Genomic DNA, 18,121 nt, shown 5'->3' on the forward strand with positions numbered 1-18,121 from the left:
TATGGACACAAAGATGATAGATACGTTCTTTGGCACGCTCAAGGATATGCGCGGCATCGCCGAACTCGACAAGCACCTCCTTCACGCACTAATCCGGATGCAGCCCGACATCAGTGAATCCACACAGAAATTCCTGTGCCTCTGCTTTTCGCTCTGGGACGACGGCAACACGCGTGTGCCGCTAGATGCAGGCGAATTTTCAAAACGCTGGACGCGCAAGTGGAATGGATTGCTCCTCCTGAAGGAAACTGCCGGCAACGCGGCCACTTCCACAGACGGAATTGACGATTTTGAACAAATTATCAGTACGGGTGTAGAGGACATTCTCCACAACTGCGCCAGCAAATTTACAAGCATCATTTCTACTCTCGAGACAAGCGAAGTCAGCGAAGGCGCCATATCCACCCCGCTCATACTGACACGCGTCGCGGGCGAACTTCCCTACCTGTACCTCGACAGGCTTTTCCGGGCAAAAATCCTCATCGAGAAATACGCCGGCACGCTCTTCAAGGACGGCAGCGACAAATTGCCGAGCGAGGCGGATATCGAAAGCATCCAGAAAAAGATTGCAGGCATCGCCACGTACAAGAAGGGCGGGCAAGTCCATCCGCTCGAACTGAACGCAGAACAGGCGCAGGCCGTAATCCGCGGGCAGCGCGAAAACCTCATCATCACGGGCGGGCCCGGCACCGGCAAGACAACTGTCGTGCTTTACATCCTGTGGAGCCTCCTGACCCAGGGCGACCTGAAGACTCCCAACGACGAAACATGCTGCTGTTCCATCTACCTCGCGGCACCCAGCGGCAAGGCTGCCGACCGCATGCAAGAAAGCCTGCAGAACGGGCTCAAGGGCATAAGGGATGAATTCAAGTACGAGACCGGTTCGGGCAACACCGCCGAGAAGAAGGAATCAAGAGTCTACAAGAAGCTCAAGGATCTCGAAGGTTCCACCATCCATCGCCTGCTCAAGTATTCCAGGAGCAACAACGGATTCTCCTTCAACGCGAAGGAACAGTTCTCCGAAAAATCCATCTTCGTGATTGACGAAGCGAGCATGATCGATATCAACCTGTTCGCATCGCTCCTGCAGGCAATTCCCGAAGGGGCGAAGATATTCATTCTCGGTGACCCGTACCAGTTGCCTTCCGTAGACGCGGGCGCCGTGCTGGGCGAAATTCTCAAGCCCAAGTCAAAGAAGGATTTCACCGTCAGGCTCACAAGGTCGAACCGCTTTACCGACGATTCCGTCATCGGGAACCTCGCAAAAGCAATCAAGGCTTGCGCCGAAGACAAGAACGCCACCGCTCCCGTCCACAGGTTCACTCCGCATCCGGCGCTTGATAGCACCGTAGCGCCGGACGCTCCCGCGAAAAACTCCGGCACGGAAGTTCCCGCGCAAAGCGAGAACCTCCCGAAGGATGCGGTATTCTACTACTCGCTCCCCGCAGGCACGCAAACCAAGAAGCAAGAAACCGAAACGCTCGAAAAGATTCTGCATTCCTGGATTGGCGATTTCTATAAACTTCCGCAGATGGCTCTCGAAATCGATCCGGAAAATCCGGACAAGGACAAGTGCGAGGCAATTTGGGAACTCTCGCTTAAAAAGAGAATCCTCTCGGCAGAACGCCGCGGAATCTACGGTGTAGAACAAATTAACAAGTCTGCGGGCAAACTCATCCGGGATTACGGCGCCAAGAAATTCACCGACCGCTATTTCCCGGGAGAACTCCTGATGATTACCCAGAACCAGGCAATGTACAAGCTGTACAACGGCGACACGGGTATCGTGGTGTACAAGGATTCCACACCGTACATCATGCTCAAGAAGGCGAGCGAGAACGAAACGGGTTTTGTATTCTACCCGCTTTCCTGGTTCCCGACCGAAGCCATCGAGCCCGCCTTCGCGATTACTATTCACAAGTCGCAAGGCTCCGAGTACGATCACGTGACGATGTTCCTCCCCAAGCAGGAAGGCCACCCGCTCCTGAACAACCAGATTCTCTACACGGGCATCACGCGCGCCAAGCAGTCCGTGACCATCATCGCGACTCCCGAAACCTTCAAGGCCGCCTGCGAGACGGTCATCGAGCGCGACACGGGAATTGAGTTGTAACGGGAACGGCGCCGTTTACCGGTGCCTGCGGAAATGCTTGCGCAGGTACACCACAAGGAACCTGTAGAAGTTTTCCGTATTGCGGTTGTCCGCCTTGTTCCTGCGCAGCGTCACCAGCAGGTCGCGCCTAAACGGGGCATCCACAATCCTGAGCAGGCGAATCTTGCGCCTCTCGACACGGCCCCACGTGAATTCGGGCCAGAAGCACACGCCGATTCCCGCGGCAACCGCATCCTTGATGGCCGATGTATTGTCGCTCTCAAACGAGATGTCGGTACGCACCCCGAGCCCCCTGCAGAACTCGTTGCAGATGCTGCGTAGCTGCTTGGTACCCGCAAGCCCGATGAATTTCTCGCCTTCCATCTGGCGGAGCGATATGCGGTCCACTTTCCTGTACTGTTCCATGTTCGGCACGGCAAGGAATATCTCCTCGTCAAAGCGGGCAACCTCATCGTCGTCCGGCTTGACCTTGCCCGCATCGGCATACGTGAACACGCCCACGTCGTACAGGCTCGACGACTCGTTCTGCGTCAGGTCGAAGTTTATTTCGGGGTGCAGGCGCTTATAGGCAATCACCGCAGAAGTTATCAGCGAAGATGCCGCCAACACGTTCAGGCGAATCTTTACCGAATCGTCGCTCGCCATGCTGCGCAGTTCCTGCGGGAGTCTCTCGATTTCCTCGTACAGGGGCTGCACCCGCGAAAGGAAATGCGCCCCGTATTCCGTCAGCTTGATGTTGCGCCCGCTCGACTTGAAAAGCGGCACCCCGATTTCTTCTTCCAGCTTGTGTATCGCCATCGTCAGCGCGGGCTGGACAATGCACAGGTTGCGCGCACTCTGCGTTATGTGTTCGGTGCGTGCGACCTCCAAAAAGTACCTGAGGTGGGTCAATTCCATGGCGTTTTTCCTTTGGCTTTTGCAAATCCATAAAAAAAATTGATGAATTGAATATAAATAATATATTAGACAATATGAATTCACGGTTCTAAATTTGCATGCGAAAACAGGATTATTCCGCATCAAAAGGAGTTATTATGAATCGGATTTTAAAGACAGCCCTCGCAACGCTCGCCGCCACGGCAGCCCTCGCCCTTACCGCCTGCGAACAGGCCAACACCTGCACCTACGACGAATCCGCGGGCACGCTCTCTTGCTCCGAAAAAGCATACAAGACAGTGAAAATCGGCGGAAAGGTCTGGACGGCCGAAAACATCGACATCTACACCCCCGATTCCAGCATCTGCTACGGGAACGACCATGCGAACTGCGAAGCCATGGGCCGCCTCTACACATGGAACGCCGCCACCACGGGCCTGTGCCCCAAGGGCTGGGCGCTCCCCACGCAGCAGGATTTCAAGGAGGCCTTCGGGAACGCTAACGCCTCCGCCCTCAAGGAAGAGGCCTCCTTCGGCATGAAATTCGCAGGCTTCCGCTATTTCGACGGCAAGTTCGCCGACAAGGGCGCCAGCGCAAGCTTCTGGACCAGCGACAGCTACGACGATTCCAGGGCCTACCTCGTCCGCGCCACGGATACAAGCATCACCTACGAGCACTTCAACAAGAACATCTTCGCCTCGGTCCGCTGCGTAAAAGAGTAATCCATGAACTGGCTAATCGACTTATTCACAAAACCCTCCGTCGCGCAACAGGTCATCGCCATCGCGCTTACCGCGGCTCTCGGGCTCATGCTCGGCAAGGTTAAGGTCAAGGGAATAAGCCTCGGGGGTGCAGGCGCACTTTTCGTGGGCATCGGCCTCGGGCACATCGGCCTGCGCGTCGACGGCAACGTGCTGCACTTTATCCAGGAATTCGGCCTGATACTTTTCGTGTACACCATCGGCATGCAGGTGGGCCCGGGATTCATGGATTCCATCCGCAGGCACGGCCTCGTGCTCAACGTGCTCTCGACCAGCATCGTGCTCCTCGGCGTGGTGGTAACGCTCTGCCTGTACTTCTTTACCAACATGCACAGCAACGTGCCGGTACTCATCGGCATGCTCTGCGGCGCCGTCACGAACACGCCCTCTCTCGGAGCCGCGAACTCCGCATTTGCCGCGGCCGGCGTGGACACCTCCCTTACGGGCATCGGGTACGCCGTTGCCTACCCCTTCGGCGTCATCGGCATCATCCTCGTGATGCTCCTCGTGCGCATCGTCTTCAGGCAGAACCCGGACAAGGCCGCCAAGGATTACGCCGCAGATATCGCGGCGAGCACCAAGGAAATCGAATCGTGCAGCCTCACTGTTGATAACCAGAATCTGTTCGGAACCATGCTGAAAGATATCCCGGACCTGATTTCGAGCGGCGTCGTTGTCACGCGACTGATGCGCGGCAGCGATATCTTCACGCCGAACGGGAAGACCATATTGCAGGAAGGTGACAAGGTGCATATCGTGGGCATGCCCGATGCAGTCGCCAGCATGGAAAAGATTATCGGCAGGCGCCTCGAGAAGCCAATTACTAAGGAAACCGCTGCAGATGGCACGAGCGCCATCTTGGTTAAGACGGTGCTTGTCACGAACAAGAAGGTGCTGGGCAAGACCATCGGCGCGCTTGCCCTCGCCGAACGCTACGGCGTCAACGTGAGTCGCGTTGTCCGCAGCGGCTTCAAGTTCACCGGCCGCCTCGATCTCCGCATCAAGTTTGCAGACAAGTTAATGCTCGTCGGAACGCAAGAAGGTATCGAGGCCGCCGCCAAGGAACTCGGGAACTCGCTCACCGCGCTCGACCATCCCGAAATCCTGCCCGCGTTCCTCGGGATTTTCCTCGGCGTCATCGCCGGAAGCATCCCCATCGCCATCCCCGGAATGCCCACGCCGCTCAAGCTCGGGCTTGCTGGCGGACCGCTCATCGTCGCAATCCTCCTGAGCCGCAAGCGCAAAATCGGCCCGCTCAACTTCTTCATGGCGAACAGCGCGAACCTCATGCTCCGCGAATTCGGGCTCACGCTCTTCCTCAGCTGCGTGGGGCTCAATGCGGGCATCAAGTTCTTCGACGTGCTCCTGAACGGCGACGGCGTCTACTACATGGGGCTGGCCGCACTCATCACGTTCATCCCGCTTGCCATCGTCGCGACCGTCGGGCACCTCGCCTTCAAGGTGAACTACCTCTCGCTCTGCGGTGTGCTCGCAGGTGCCACCACGGACCCGCCCGCCCTCGCCTTCGCCAACAGCCAGGCCGACAGCGAAGCCGTGAACATCGGGTACGCCTCCGTCTACCCGCTCACCATGCTGCTCCGCATATTGAGCGGCCAGGTCCTCGCCATACTGCTGATGTCGGCAGTGTAAAAAATTCCCCCCAAAAAAAGACAAATGCCCGCAGGATTTTTCCCGCGGGCTTTTTCATTTCTGGTTTAAAAACGAACGAGCGGCCACTTTTCACAAAAATAAACAACCGATTTTCTAAAAACTCAGATAACCGAGCTAGGCAAGGCGCGAGCCCCCGTAGCGTACTAGTCGTACGTGAGGGGGCGAGAAACGCCGCATAGCGACGGTTAGATGAGTTTTTCCACTTTGGCGCAGAGGGCTTCGGCCTCTGCGGCAGTCGGTGCCTCCGCAATCACGCGAATCACCGGCTCTGTATTGCTCGCACGCACGTGCACCCAGGACTTTTCGCTCCCGAGCCACAGGCCGTCGCGCTCGTCGCTCTTCCAGCCGGCAAATTCCGCTTTCACCTTCGGGAGGATATCCGCCACCTTCTTGTCGCCGAGTTCGAACTTCTTCTTCGGCATCACGTAGGCGGGGTTTTCAGCCACAAACTTCTCGGGGCCGCCGTCATGGTGCGCCATCCAGCTGAGCACCAGCGCCGCCGCCACCAGGGAATCGCGCCCGTAGTGGAGCGCCGGCAGAATCACGCCGCCGTTGCCCTCGCCGCCGATGATGCAGCCTTTCTCGATCATCTGCAGGCTCACATTGATCTCGCCCACCTTCGCGCGGCTGAATTCGCAGCCGTACTTCGTGGCAACATCTTCGTTCATGCGGCTCGTAGAAAGGTTCACGCAAACGCTTCCCTTCTTCTGGCTCAGTACTTCTTCGGTCGCAATCGCGAGCGTGTATTCCTCGCCGATACTTTGTCCTAAACCGTCCACGAGGGCGCAGCGGTCGGCATCCGGGTCCACCGCAAATCCGAGCGCGCAGCCGTTCTTCTTCACGGCGTCACGCAAGTCGCCCAGGTTCTCGGGAATCGGTTCCGCACCGCGCGGGAACGTGCCGTCGGGTTCGCAATGCACGCGCACCACCTCGCAGCCGAGCTGTTCCAGCAGGCGCGGCACAATGTAGCTGCCCGCACCGTTCACGGCATCTACGGCCACCTTGAACTTCTTCGCGCGAATCGCCTCCACGTCCACGAACGGAATCTTGAGCGTGCCGTCGATGTGGATGCCGTCGGCATCCGGCGCCACCTCGTACTTGCCCATCGTGCGGTAGTCGGGGTAGCTGAAGTTGTCCGCATCGGCGAGTTCGAAAAGCTTCTTCACGTCATCGGGCCCGAGGAAGAGTCCCTTGCTGTTGAGGAACTTGAGCGCGTTCCATTCGAGCGGGTTGTGGCTCGCGGTAATGATGATACCCGCATCCGCCTTGAAGTGCACCGTCAAGAGTTCCACCGAGGGCGTCGTCGAAAGGCCAACATCCACCACGTCCACGCCGGAAAGGCGGCATATGCCCGCGACAAACTGCACGATGGCATCGCCCGTGGGGCGGCTATCACGCCCGATAACCACACGCTTCGCCTTCGTAATCTCGAGGAAGGCGCGCACGTGGCTCTTGAGAACCTGCGGGGTGAGGGTATCGCCCACGATACCGCGGATACCCGAAATAGAACGCATCAGTTTAGACATCTTGTATACTCCGTTTTTTTAATCGTTGCGTGGCCCAAGGCCACTGAGCTTGCCGAAGTGGGGTCGTGGCAATCTCAAACCTTAATTATCCAAGTTCCGGAACGCACGCGTAGAACACAAGCGGTTCCTCGCTCTCGTTAATCAAACTGTGGCTGTGGCCCTTCGGGCAAAAGTGGCACTGGCCCGCTTCCACGTATTCCACGCCGTCATCGAAGAGCACCTTACCCTTGCCCGCGACGAAGAACATGATTTCGCTGTTGGTCTCGTGCTTGTGGTAGCCGATAGATGCGCCCTGTTCGAGCGTCCCGTGCATAATGCGGGTCGTTCCGTCAAAGTACATCTTTGCCTTGTATTCCTTCTCGCCGCCCTTGAAGTTCGGCAGCACCGTCGTTTCCATGCCTTTCAGGTCGATAATCATCTTGAGCCCTTGCTAAAACTTTCCTGCCAAATAATAGAAAGTTTTCGTGCGCAGTTTCTACAAGGCTAAAAACTTGAGATAGAATAATTACAGGCTCTCGTCGATAAACCGGAACGCCTTCGCGTACGCCTCGTCACGAACCGCCTTGCGCGAGAGGAACAAGTCGTGCAGGCCGCCCGCTATCGTTTCCGTCTTCACGTTCGGCCCGACTTTCGGTGCCCACTTCTCGATATGTTCCACGTCGAGCACACCGTCGCAGTGCATGTAGTTCTCGGACCATTCCTCGCCCTTCTCGGTGCAGTCGCCGTGCATCACGAGCGTCGGTGAATTTATATGAAATCCCCTGTGCAGTTCCTGTTGCGCCTTGTGAATCGCGCGGACCCAACCCAGGAACTGTTCCGGACGGCTTTCGCTTTTCCATTCCGTATTGTATTCCCACTCGCCGTAATATTTCTTGTCGAGCGAATAAGCGTAATTCGGGTTCCCGCTCGAACCTATCGAGAAATCGGGCAAGTACATCGCTATTTCCGAAACGACAGGAATCGCGAGGTTGCGCACGAGCCAATTGAAGTTGAAATCGAAAAACGGACTGTTCAGGACAAGTGCCGCAAATTTTTCTTCTGGACGATGGTCCGCATAGAATGCCGCCAGCAAGCCGCCCTGCGAATGCCCCATCAAGACCATCGGGAGCGAATACGCACGCCGCGACACATCAAGGAGTCTCCGCTCGCGACCCGTCGTATCGGCGATATCAGCCCGTTCACTTAGTAAGGCCAAACTCTCCGCACGCTCCTTCGTTATGACGCGGGCAAGTTCCACGGCATAGTCAAGTTCCGCGAAGAACTCGCGCATGTTCCGCATGTCGCCACGAGCATCACCGGGCAAAAACGAACGCCCGCAATAGTGCAGGTCTATCGCAAAGAAGGCGTATCCCGCCGAATCCGCCTTCTCGGCAAGTTCCTTCTGGAAAAAATAGTCGTTGTACCCGTGTACATACAAGATAATTCCGCGAGCATTGCCGCTATGCGGAAAACCTACAAGCGTCGAGCGAAAAGATTTTCCGCCACCGGCATCCGTGCGCATCGCATACCGAAAGAACGGCGCGCCCAGCACGCTATCCACGGACCGGTCCATGATAGTCTTCCATACAGTCTCCGCACTCGGCACGACCTTGATGCCGGAATCAAGCGAACGTTCCTCCTTCTCGACGGCACTGGCAAACCCGACATGGAACAGGGTCACAAGAATTACGGCCAACGCAACGCCAATCAGGCCAACAACTTTTTTAATACCGCGTTCTTTCTCTGCCATAGTACAGGAAAAATAAAAAAAGACGGGCCGGGGTTAACCGGTCCGCCTTGAAATTAGATTTGCCTTCAGATCAGGGAACTAGTTCCTGACGCAACGGACAGAGTGTCCACTGTTCTTGTAGACGCGCTGTTCATACGCATTATCGATCGAGGATTCCATGTACACGTCGTTCGCGTAGTAGGAATTGTACTCATCAAAACTCCAGAAGGACGCATGGGAGCCCTCGTAGTCGAATTTATTGCTGTTACTCCTGTAGCCGGCAGGGAGCGCTGAGAAGCCGAAGGCGTCCTCGTTGGTGATATCGCCATATTTCTCCCAGCCTGTCACGGACTTGATTTTTTTACCAGCAATCGATGACCCGCCAACTGCGGTGAACAAAGTATTCCACTCTTCAAGGTATGGCAGGTGCCAGCCTTCCGGACAAACACCCTGAATCGTAGTTGTGGTAATTTCGCACCAAATGGCATTGTAACCACAGTTCATCGGATTTTCAGTATCATTCGCCAACTTCACCGAGTCAATTGCCGCTGCCCAAGTGTAAAGACGCCCATATTTGGTACATTTGTCAGGGTCATCATCGACACACCAACTCCAATCGTATGCAGTAGCACCTGCACCACCCTGGCCCGGGTCATAATTTAGGTTCTCGGCCATCCAGGTTTGGGTGCCAATCTTCACGTACTTGTAAATTCGGCCTCCCTTACGCGTATCACAGAATTGTTTCGAGGGGTTGTATATTTCGCCACCGCAGAAATCGTAAAGTTGCTTTTCAAAACAGAATTTCTCGGCCGGGTCAAAGGTATCCTCCCCACACAGGTCAAGGACTACCTCGTCCAAGCAGAACTGCTTTGTCGGGTCGAAAACCTTGTCGCCGCACAGGTCATAAACCAATCCGTCAGCGCAGAACTGTTCCGCAGGGTCGTATGCCGTAGTACCGCACACAGCCTTGAAAAGCGTCGTAGAGCTTGCGCCGCAAGTCACCGTCACGGTACCGTCGTTGTTGTCCGTCAACACGCAAGACACGCCATCATCACCGGCATCGCCCTTGTCACCCTTCAGGGCAGCAAGCCACTGTGCCTCAGTACCCTCGAAGCCGGCCTCGACAGCCAATTCGTAAGCGCTCTTGCCGTTTGTACCGTTGGTGCCGTCCGTTCCGTTGGTACCATTCGTACCGTTCGTGCCGTCAGCACCCTTCAGCGAGGCGAGCCATTCCGCCTCGGTTCCTTCGAAGCCGGCCTCGACAGCCAGTTCGTAGGCGCTCTTGCCGTTTGTACCGTTGGTGCCGTCCGTTCCGTTGGTGCCGTTCGTGCCGTCAGCACCCTTCAGCGAGGCGAGCCACTGCGCCTCAGTACCCTCGAAGCCGGCCTCGACAGCCAGTTCGTAGGCACTCTTGCCGTTTGTACCGTTGGTGCCGTCCGTTCCGTTGGTGCCGTTCGTGCCGTCAGCACCCTTCAGCGAGGCGAGCCACTGCGCCTCAGTACCCTCGAAGCCGGCCTCGACAGCCAGTTCGTAGGCGCTCTTGCCGTTTGTACCGTTGGTGCCGTCCGTTCCATTCGTGCCATTCGTACCGTTCGTGCCGTCAGCACCCTTCAGCGAGGCGAGCCATTCCGCCTCGGTACCTTCGAACCCAGCCGCCACAGCCAGTTCGTAGGCGCTCTTGCCGTTTGTACCGTTGGTGCCGTCCGTTCCATTGGTACCATCCTTACCATTAGTGCCATCAACGCCATTCACGAGCACGCCTACGGAGTCGCCGGCGCAAAGCACCTTGAAACCGCCATCGAAAGGCTTCACAACACAAGAAGTTCCATCCTTACCGTCGGTGCCGTTCGTACCATTGGTGCCATTTTTACCATCGGCTCCGTTCTTGCCGTTGGTACCATCTTTACCGTTAGCACCGTCTTCGCCGTTCTTCACGGTACCGACACTCTTGCCTCCGCAAATCATGTCGAAGCCGGAACCATCCTCGAGCGCCTCGGCAACGCAGCTCGTGCCATCGGCCCCGTCTGCACCCGGAGCACCGTCCGTACCGTTTTCACCTGAACAGGCCACAAGCGCCAATCCCGCCGTGAAGCCAACTGCGTATGTCCATTTTTTGATAGTCATGCTATCTCCTTTTTTAGGGGTTAGAATCTTCTTACTTTTTAATGTAAGAAAAAAAAAACATTCGTCAATGCTTTTCGTAAGATTTGATAGCAAGCAAAAATTAGCACGACCACCACCCCTAGCCGGCCAAAACGGCATTTTTCTAAATTTACCCCCCGTGATCCAGATCCAGAACGTCTCCAAATCATTCGGCGTGCAAGTTTTGCTCGATGGTGCGAGCCTGCTCGTGGGCGACCATGAGCGCGTAGGGCTCGTAGGCCGTAACGGTTGCGGCAAGTCCACGCTGTTCAAGATGATTCTCGGGCAGGAATGCCTTGACGGCGGTTCCATTGACATTCCCAAAAAATACACATTGGGCTACCTGCAGCAGCACCTGAACTTCACGCACGCGACCGTGCACGAGGAGGCCTGCAGCGTGTTGAAGCCCAACGAAGACGGCTGGCTGGAAGAACACAAGGTGGAGGCAATTCTCTTCGGTCTCGGGTTCGACGAAGAATCCATGCACAAGAGCCCCTCGCTCCTCTCGGGCGGTTTCCAGATTCGCCTGAACCTCGCGAAGGTCTTGGCGAGCGAGCCCGACATGCTCCTGCTCGACGAACCGACAAACTACCTCGACATCGTGTCGATGCGCTGGCTCAGCCGTTTTCTGCGCAGCTGGAAGGGCGAAGTGCTCCTGATTACGCACGACCACCACTTTATGGACGAGGTCTGCACGCACACCGCCGGGATTTTCCGCCACAAGATTCGCAAGGTGAAGGGCACGGTAGAAAAGCTCCGCGAGACGGTGGCCGAAGAAGAGGAAGTCGCGCAGCGCACGCAAGAAAACGAGGCGAAAAAGAAGGAACAGCTCGAAAAGGTCATCGAGCGCTTCCGCTACAAGGCCGCGAAAGCCGCGATGGTGCAGTCCAAGATTAAGGCCGCCGCAAAGCTTGCCACGGGCGAGCGCCTCACGCACGAACGCAATCTGGAATTCAGCTTTACCGAGGCAGGTTTCCCCGGCAAGAGAATGCTGCAGATTAAGGGACTCTCGTTCGCGTACCCGAACAAGGGCGAAGACGGCACCATACAGGGAATGGGCCCCGAGCTCATCACCGACTTGACGATGGAAGTCTTCAAGGGCGACCGCATCGCGGTTATCGGCCCGAACGGACGCGGTAAAACGACGCTTTTAAACCTGATAGCAAAGGAACTGCAGCCGACCGCAGGCGAAATCACCTACAATCCGAACTTACAGATAAACTATTTCGGACAGACGAATATCAACCGTCTGAACCTCGACAACACTGTCGAAGAAGAAATTGCATCGGCGATTGAAGAAGTATCGCAAAAGAGCCGCGCCCGCGGGCTTGCGGGCCTCATGATGTTCAGCGGCGACAACGCGCTCAAGAAGGTGAAGGTTTTAAGCGGTGGCGAAAGGAGCCGCGTGCTCCTCGGGAAGATTCTCGCGAGCCCCTGCAACATGCTGCTGCTCGACGAACCCACGAACCACCTGGACATGGAAAGCATCGAGAGCCTTATCGACGCGCTCGAAGACTACGAAGGCACCGCGCTGGTGGTAACCCACGACGAGGAACTCCTGCACGCGTTCGCCACAAGGCTCGTGGTATTCGACGGAGGCACCTGCCGCATATTCGAAGGCACGTACGCCGACTTCCTCGAGAAGGTGGGCTGGGCATCCGAAAAGAAGCCCGGCGGTGCAAACTCCGCGAACATCAAGGTATCGAACATCGACGTGAATAGCGACTCGGGTGCAAACCGTGTGGAGAATGTCGCGCCCGCAGGCAACGCAAATGCAACGCCCCGCGCAAAGGAAGACCGCAAAGCCCGCGCCGACTACATCGCCGAGCGCAGCAAGGTCATCAAGCCGCTCGAAAAGAAGCTTGCAAAAATCGAGGAAGATATCGCAAAGGCGGAAGCCCTCGGCGGCGAACTCGAGGCAAAGCTCGTGACCGCCTCGGAAAGCGGCGACGGAAACGCCATCACCGCCATCGCGAAGGACATGGACGACAACAAGAACCTTGTCGACAGCCTCTACGCGGAATGGGAACGGACCAGCGCCGAACTCGAAGCCGCGAAGGACAAATACCCGATTTAGACCGTTCGCGCGGTCCTATTTCCCTCTTCTCACGCCCAGCGTAAACGTGTCGTCGCGACTGCCCACCTTTTCAGGGCCAGCCATCACCTTCCATTCGAGCTTCGAGATGTACGCGCCCGTACCCACGAGCCTTCCCTTGTCGCTCCGGGCATTCCACGCGAGGAACACCTTGCCCGGATTTTTCCGACAGTCCCCGCCAAAGATATCCGCATCGGAACAAGCCACGGAGCCCTTCGCCCGGTTCACGAACTGCCCGAGGCTCGAGAAGTAACTCACCTCCCACACGATGCGTATGGAATCAATTGACACGGAATCGCCCGCAGTGAGCGCCAGTTCCTGCATGTCGTAGTTCAGCAGCTGGCCCGGGAGCCCGTGCTGTTCGATGGCATCCTTCAGCGACATCTCCGGGTCAACAACTACGGGCTTCACGCCTTCCTGCCAGTCAAGCGTTTCAATCGCGCGTTCTTCCGTGAGGGTCACCAGGCCCGCATCTTCCACCAGCAGGCGCTGCCCGCCGATGATTCGCACCCACGGGTTTTCAAAATGCGGCACGTTGCCGTTCAGGTCGCGCAACACGCCCGGCATAAGCCGCACGGAATCGCCCACCGCAGGCAAGACCATCGTCTCGTCGCCGTAATAGTACAGGTCGTACCGCACGCCGTTCTGCATGCGGGTCACCTTCGGGGTCACCGCCTGCAGTGACGCTTCCGCACCCATGCGCCATATCTTGAAACTGAACATGTCAGCCGCAGCGAGGTTCGTGTCGAGCGTCCCTTCGCTCAGCAACAGCGTGAGTGTCGTGAGTTTGTCCGTACCAGGAGTTACGATGGCGCTCATGAGTATCGGGCCCACCTTATCCTCTATCACGCCGTTCATCGCAAGCGAAATCGAGTCACCCTTGTCCTCGTCCCAGTAGGTGTAGTGATAATGCAGGCCACCCTGGTAAATTTCCTTGTTCCCGCCGGTAAATACGCGATCCAGTAGCGGGTCGCCCACAATCACGATATCCGACTCGTTCTGTATCAGGCCGCGTACCGCGTCGGCAGTCGTTGTCGTCCTCCACGTAGAATCGCCAAATGACCATGCGAGCGTATCGGGCACATCGCTATCGAGCTTGTCGCTGAACGGAATATGCAGGCTATCGGGCATGCCGTCGCCATCGCGGTCGTACATGTAGCCCTTGCTCGCGAACGGCACGGGAGGTTCCATCAGGTTTATGCCACCCCACACTAACTTGTTCGCAACCTCGCTCCCCGAAACCGTAAACGAGGCTTCGTTCACCGCCGCATATCCCATCACGTAGAACGTCGCATATCCCGTAGAATCCGTCGTGACGCTCGTAATCGGCTGGCCGTTCGCATCCAGGAACGAGAGCGAATCCGCAGTCGTGAGGTCAACAGTCACTATGCAGTCCGCGCATACCTGCCCGATATATGTCACCATGATGGTCACCGGGTAAGAGACGAACGCCATCAGCGTATCCTTCGAGCCGTTATCCCCAGGCTGGCCCATGCGCTCCATCAACAGGTTGTAGCCCGCAGGGTCGAACGGCTCGCCAGCCGCATCCGCAAACGCGATATCCGGGAGCGGGTATTCCGGCACCTCGAAATACACCTGCGAACGCTGCGAGGGGTCCGCCACCAGGTAAAAATCGAGCATGTACATTCCCGGCGGGAGCGCACGCGCACGCACGATTGCCGCCGTATCGATGACGAACCCAGCCATATTCTCGCTGATACTGATGCCGCCATAATTCAATCCCGGCTTCAACGTTTCGCCGTCCTTCACCGCATTCTGCCCATACAGAATAAACACGGACTCCGCAAGCGTCGTATCCACCTTCCCCACGCTCGAAATATCGCAGGTGAGGTTCTCTTCCGTAAGAATCTGCAGAATCACGTACTCGATGGTCCCGTCGTCCGTATGCTGTTCCACCGGGAAGTAGCGCTTTTCCGTCTGCAGGTTGATGGAGGTTCGCATCTTGAAGTTCGAGCCCGTCGCGTTCCTTTCCGAGAAGAAAATATGGAACGGGTAGATTTTGCCTTCCTCGAGCCCCATCGTGTCGAGATTCACCGCGCCTTCCACCGGGTTGTGGCACCCGCCGATATCCACCGCAAGGCGATTGTCGATAAACACCCACACGTCATCGTCACCGCGGAACTCGAAGTACTGCCCCGGAATGTACTGGAACTGCGCCGAAATCTTCATCGCGAAGCTGTAATTGTGCCTGCAGCCGCTCACGTTCCAGTCGAATTTCGGGTTCTTCACCGTCTTCGCGGAATCCAGGTACTCGAAATCGTCAATCGGGTAGAATCCCGGGTTCAGCGTGTCGTTGCAGTCGTTCTCGTTCGTAAAATCCGCAAGCCAGAACCCTTCCTCGTCGAGCGTCAAATCAATATCGCGGCAAGTCGCATTCGTGTATTCCTTGCCCGCGGCATCAGTCGCCACTACCTGCGGCACAAACCATTTCTCGATCTCGTGCGCCGCGGAACACTGGTTCCACGGATAAACTAACGAATCCACGCGCGCAGGCAAGCCGTTCACTAGTTTATTCTGAACCATCCCCAGCACGTGCCCGCCACACGTCTTGAGCGTATCCATTTCGCCATTCTGGTTAAGCCCCCACACCGACGTATAGGGATTACCGTTGTAGATGTTGCCGAAATCCACATCAATCGCGTCCGCATACGATTCTCCGGCCCAGTCCACCACCATCGCCGAAATCTTCATCTCGGGGCAACGTCCCAAGTGGTTCGGGAACGCCACGTCCAGCAGCGGGGCACTGCTCGAAACGGGGTAAGGGTGCACCCACACCGTATCGCGCACCTTCAGCACCGAATCGAGACGCACCATCTCGCCCAGGTCCTTGCCCTCGACCGCGATGCCGCCCATGCTGTAGTAATCCATGCCGAACGTCTGCTTAAAATAGACGCCCCAGTCATCCACATGCTTGTAGTAGGTACCCTCGTACCATCCGCAGGTATCCTTCTGGCGGTCCATCGGTAGCGGGCCCATCTTTACCGTATCGTCCATCGAAACCACGAGCATCGAAGGCGACATGTCGTCCCACGGCGAAAGCAGTCGAACCACCTTCGGTTCGGGCGGGTAATACACAAAATCCTTTACATGCAACGACGTGCTCGCGAACATCCACGTCTCGTAAATGCCGGCGGGGAACAGGTCCGTGGCCAGCGGGCGTTCCGCATCGTCGAAATACTTGTGCTGCGGCCACTCGTTCTGCCCGCGATAGAACTGCACCCATGCCCACGTCGAATTCCACTTCGGCGAACTCACCAGCGAATCGTCAAAACTGATATGCCGCCAGTACTTGTATTCGCCCTCGGCCGTGAGCGGAGTCGGCTGGTTCATGATGTTGTTGTCCACCGAGATGTAGAAGGCGCTGTCGCGGTAACTCGTGTTGGTTCGCCACGGGTGATAAACGTGAAGTACCCGCGTCGGGTCAAAGCATTCGCCCCTGCTCCCGATTTCAAGCGTCACCTCGGGTGCGTCCGCCGTCCCGTCGACAAATACCGTGTCGGCGGCCGCAAGTGCCGCAGCAAGTTCCACGACGGCGGCACTGTCTGCCGGGAATGTATACCACGGGGCCTTGTAGCGGACAAAGTAAGCACTCTGTATCGGGTTAGCCGCCATCATCGTGGGCGTAACCGAGCCGTAGAACCACCCGCACTTCGAGGCATCGCCCGGAATGAACCGCATCAGCACGGAATCCGCCCCGAAAATCATCTGGGGCAGGGCCTTGTTGCCCCACGGGCTCTTGAACCACACTATTTTCGAACCCGGAGCCATGAACGACTTCTCGTAGGTACCGTCGGCCTCCGTGTACAGCCAGAGCTCCGTCTCCGTGCCAAAGAACTCGCCCATCTTGAAATCGCCCGCATTCCAGGCAACGCAGTTGTTGTTATTGAAGTTGTTATCGGCAGTATTCGGGCAGGCCTTGATGTTGAAGCTCATCCAGTCCTGGAAATCGGCGAGCGTCTTGCCCACCCATGTGTAGGTGAACCAGCCGTCGCCATCGCTCTTCATCATCGTCGAGGAATTTGCGTCAAAATGCGGGTTGTAGTCGCCACCCGCACCGCCCAGCACGTGCGGCACATATTCGCTGCGGGTCGCATCGTCACGCCACGGGGACTGAAAATGCAGAATAAGGTCGGCCCAGGCAATTTGCCCGCACAACAGCAAAAAGAATACACCCAAACACGCGCGTTTCATAAACACTCCTTTCGCGCAGACTTCAAACAACCATATCTAATCTATATTCAAACCGCGGGAATGTCGCTCACCGGAATGCAGTCCGGGTGAAAAATGTTGAGAAAAACGCAATATGTGTAAAGGGATGGTTACTGGATCGCGCGAGGGCGCTTCCAGCCGGATTCGGCACTATTTGCCATGATTTCATCCAATAACGCATTGTCTTCGCTAGACAAAACCTGATTTTCCCAGGAAGCAACCTTAAGAACAGTGCCATCCTGCTCTGTTTTGACTACGAACTTGCCCGCGTAGTTCACATCTGGCTCTACAGAAATGTCAAACCTATAGTCACCAAGTTCAACCTTGACAGGAGTCCCTACGATAGGTTGCTTGAGCGGAGAATTTGCAGTAGTCACCTCGTATTCGCCCGCAGGGATATTAGCAGCGACGCAAATCTTATCGTTGAAACGCTTGCATAAATATTCCTTGTCGGAATTCTTGCTCTTCAAAATAAACTGCAAGGGTTCATCTCCAAAGAAGCCTAACCCAAGCCCAATAAAGTAAGAACCACTTGCTTGGCTGCGAATTGCAACCAAGGCGTTATTTTCTCCAGGCTCTTTCATAGGGAGAGTGGCAGCACAGCCGTAGAAAAAAATACAGCTAAGGACAAGAATAGCAAGAGCTTTTAACTTCATTTCATCTCCATTTACTTGAAAATATAAAAAAGGATGTTTCTAGTTGGCAGGGACGTTTATCGCGGGTATAAAAAAAGCCCCCCACGAGGTTTACCTCATGGGGCTGTGAGCCGCAAGCGACTCGTACTGACGAGTCGTGGCGGCGAAAGCACTTTGGCCACTTGGCGCTTCAGCGCCTATGTGGACATGGTCCCCCTTGCGGGGAGAGCGCCTGCCGGAGCGTACATGCCGGGACGTAGCGCGAGCGGTATAAAAAAGAAGGGCCCCTCGAGCGTTAGCTCAAGGGGCCCGAGAATCCAGCGGCGCCCTACTCTCCCGGGCCCGGGGGCCAGGTACCATCGGC

The 18,121-nt window shown here is 56.5% G+C and carries 11 protein-coding genes; 4 read left to right on the forward strand and 7 right to left on the reverse strand.

The window, feature by feature from the left end; genetic code table 11:
• Position 1 precedes the first annotated feature (1 nt).
• Positions 2-2,113, forward strand: a complete 2,112-nt coding sequence (locus BUB22_RS13680) for an ATP-dependent DNA helicase (RefSeq protein ID WP_073115998.1) — start codon at positions 2-4, stop codon at positions 2,111-2,113.
• A gap of 15 nt (positions 2,114-2,128) precedes the next feature.
• On the opposite strand, the gene BUB22_RS13685 is transcribed toward BUB22_RS13680, so the two are convergent.
• The gene (locus tag BUB22_RS13685; RefSeq protein ID WP_072813335.1) at positions 2,129-3,010 is read right to left on the reverse strand and encodes a LysR family transcriptional regulator; all 882 of its coding nucleotides are present in this window, start codon (positions 3,008-3,010) and stop codon (positions 2,129-2,131) included.
• Positions 3,011-3,147: 137 nt separating this feature from the next.
• On the opposite strand from BUB22_RS13685, the gene BUB22_RS13690 reads away from it, so the two are divergent.
• Both BUB22_RS13690 and BUB22_RS13695 read left to right on the forward strand, forming a co-directional pair.
• Positions 3,148-3,711, forward strand: coding sequence for an FISUMP domain-containing protein (locus BUB22_RS13690; protein ID WP_073116000.1), 564 nt, complete (start codon positions 3,148-3,150; stop codon positions 3,709-3,711).
• A 3-nt stretch (positions 3,712-3,714) separates the two neighbouring features.
• Positions 3,715-5,400, forward strand: coding sequence for a putative transporter (locus tag BUB22_RS13695; protein WP_073116002.1), 1,686 nt, complete (start codon positions 3,715-3,717; stop codon positions 5,398-5,400).
• A 206-nt stretch (positions 5,401-5,606) separates the two neighbouring features.
• Here BUB22_RS13695 and glmM read toward each other — a convergent pair whose 3' ends face one another.
• The 4 genes from glmM to BUB22_RS16135 all read right to left on the reverse strand — a co-directional run bounded on the left by glmM (position 5,607) and on the right by BUB22_RS16135 (position 10,779).
• Positions 5,607-6,947, reverse strand: a complete 1,341-nt coding sequence (gene glmM, locus BUB22_RS13700) for a phosphoglucosamine mutase (RefSeq protein WP_073116004.1) — start codon at positions 6,945-6,947, stop codon at positions 5,607-5,609.
• 85 nt (positions 6,948-7,032) lie between these two features.
• A complete protein-coding gene (locus tag BUB22_RS13705) occupies positions 7,033-7,365 on the reverse strand; it encodes a cupin domain-containing protein (RefSeq protein ID WP_073116006.1) in 333 nt (110 codons plus the stop codon).
• Positions 7,366-7,452: 87 nt separating this feature from the next.
• Entirely contained in the window at positions 7,453-8,676 is a 1,224-nt protein-coding gene (locus tag BUB22_RS13710) for an alpha/beta hydrolase (protein WP_073116008.1), read from the reverse strand.
• A 78-nt stretch (positions 8,677-8,754) separates the two neighbouring features.
• On the reverse strand, positions 8,755-10,779 hold the full coding sequence (locus BUB22_RS16135; RefSeq protein ID WP_083535553.1) for a fibrobacter succinogenes major paralogous domain-containing protein: 2,025 nt from the start codon (positions 10,777-10,779) through the stop codon (positions 8,755-8,757).
• Between the two features lie 157 nt (positions 10,780-10,936).
• Here BUB22_RS16135 and BUB22_RS13720 point away from each other — a divergent pair, with 157 nt between their 5' ends.
• On the forward strand, positions 10,937-12,874 hold the full coding sequence (locus tag BUB22_RS13720) for an ABC-F family ATP-binding cassette domain-containing protein (protein WP_073116010.1): 1,938 nt from the start codon (positions 10,937-10,939) through the stop codon (positions 12,872-12,874).
• Between the two features lie 15 nt (positions 12,875-12,889).
• Here the strand turns inward: BUB22_RS13720 and BUB22_RS13725 are convergent, their stop codons facing one another.
• Positions 12,890-17,104, reverse strand: a complete 4,215-nt coding sequence (locus BUB22_RS13725; RefSeq protein WP_073116012.1) for a fibro-slime domain-containing protein — start codon at positions 17,102-17,104, stop codon at positions 12,890-12,892.
• A gap of 128 nt (positions 17,105-17,232) precedes the next feature.
• Positions 17,233-17,778, reverse strand: a complete 546-nt coding sequence (locus BUB22_RS13730; RefSeq protein WP_073116014.1) for a hypothetical protein — start codon at positions 17,776-17,778, stop codon at positions 17,233-17,235.
• Positions 17,779-18,121 lie beyond the last annotated feature (343 nt).

Origin of the sequence: Fibrobacter sp. UWCM (genome assembly GCF_900129735.1) — a bacterium.
In the GTDB taxonomy this organism is placed as follows: domain Bacteria; phylum Fibrobacterota; class Fibrobacteria; order Fibrobacterales; family Fibrobacteraceae; genus Fibrobacter.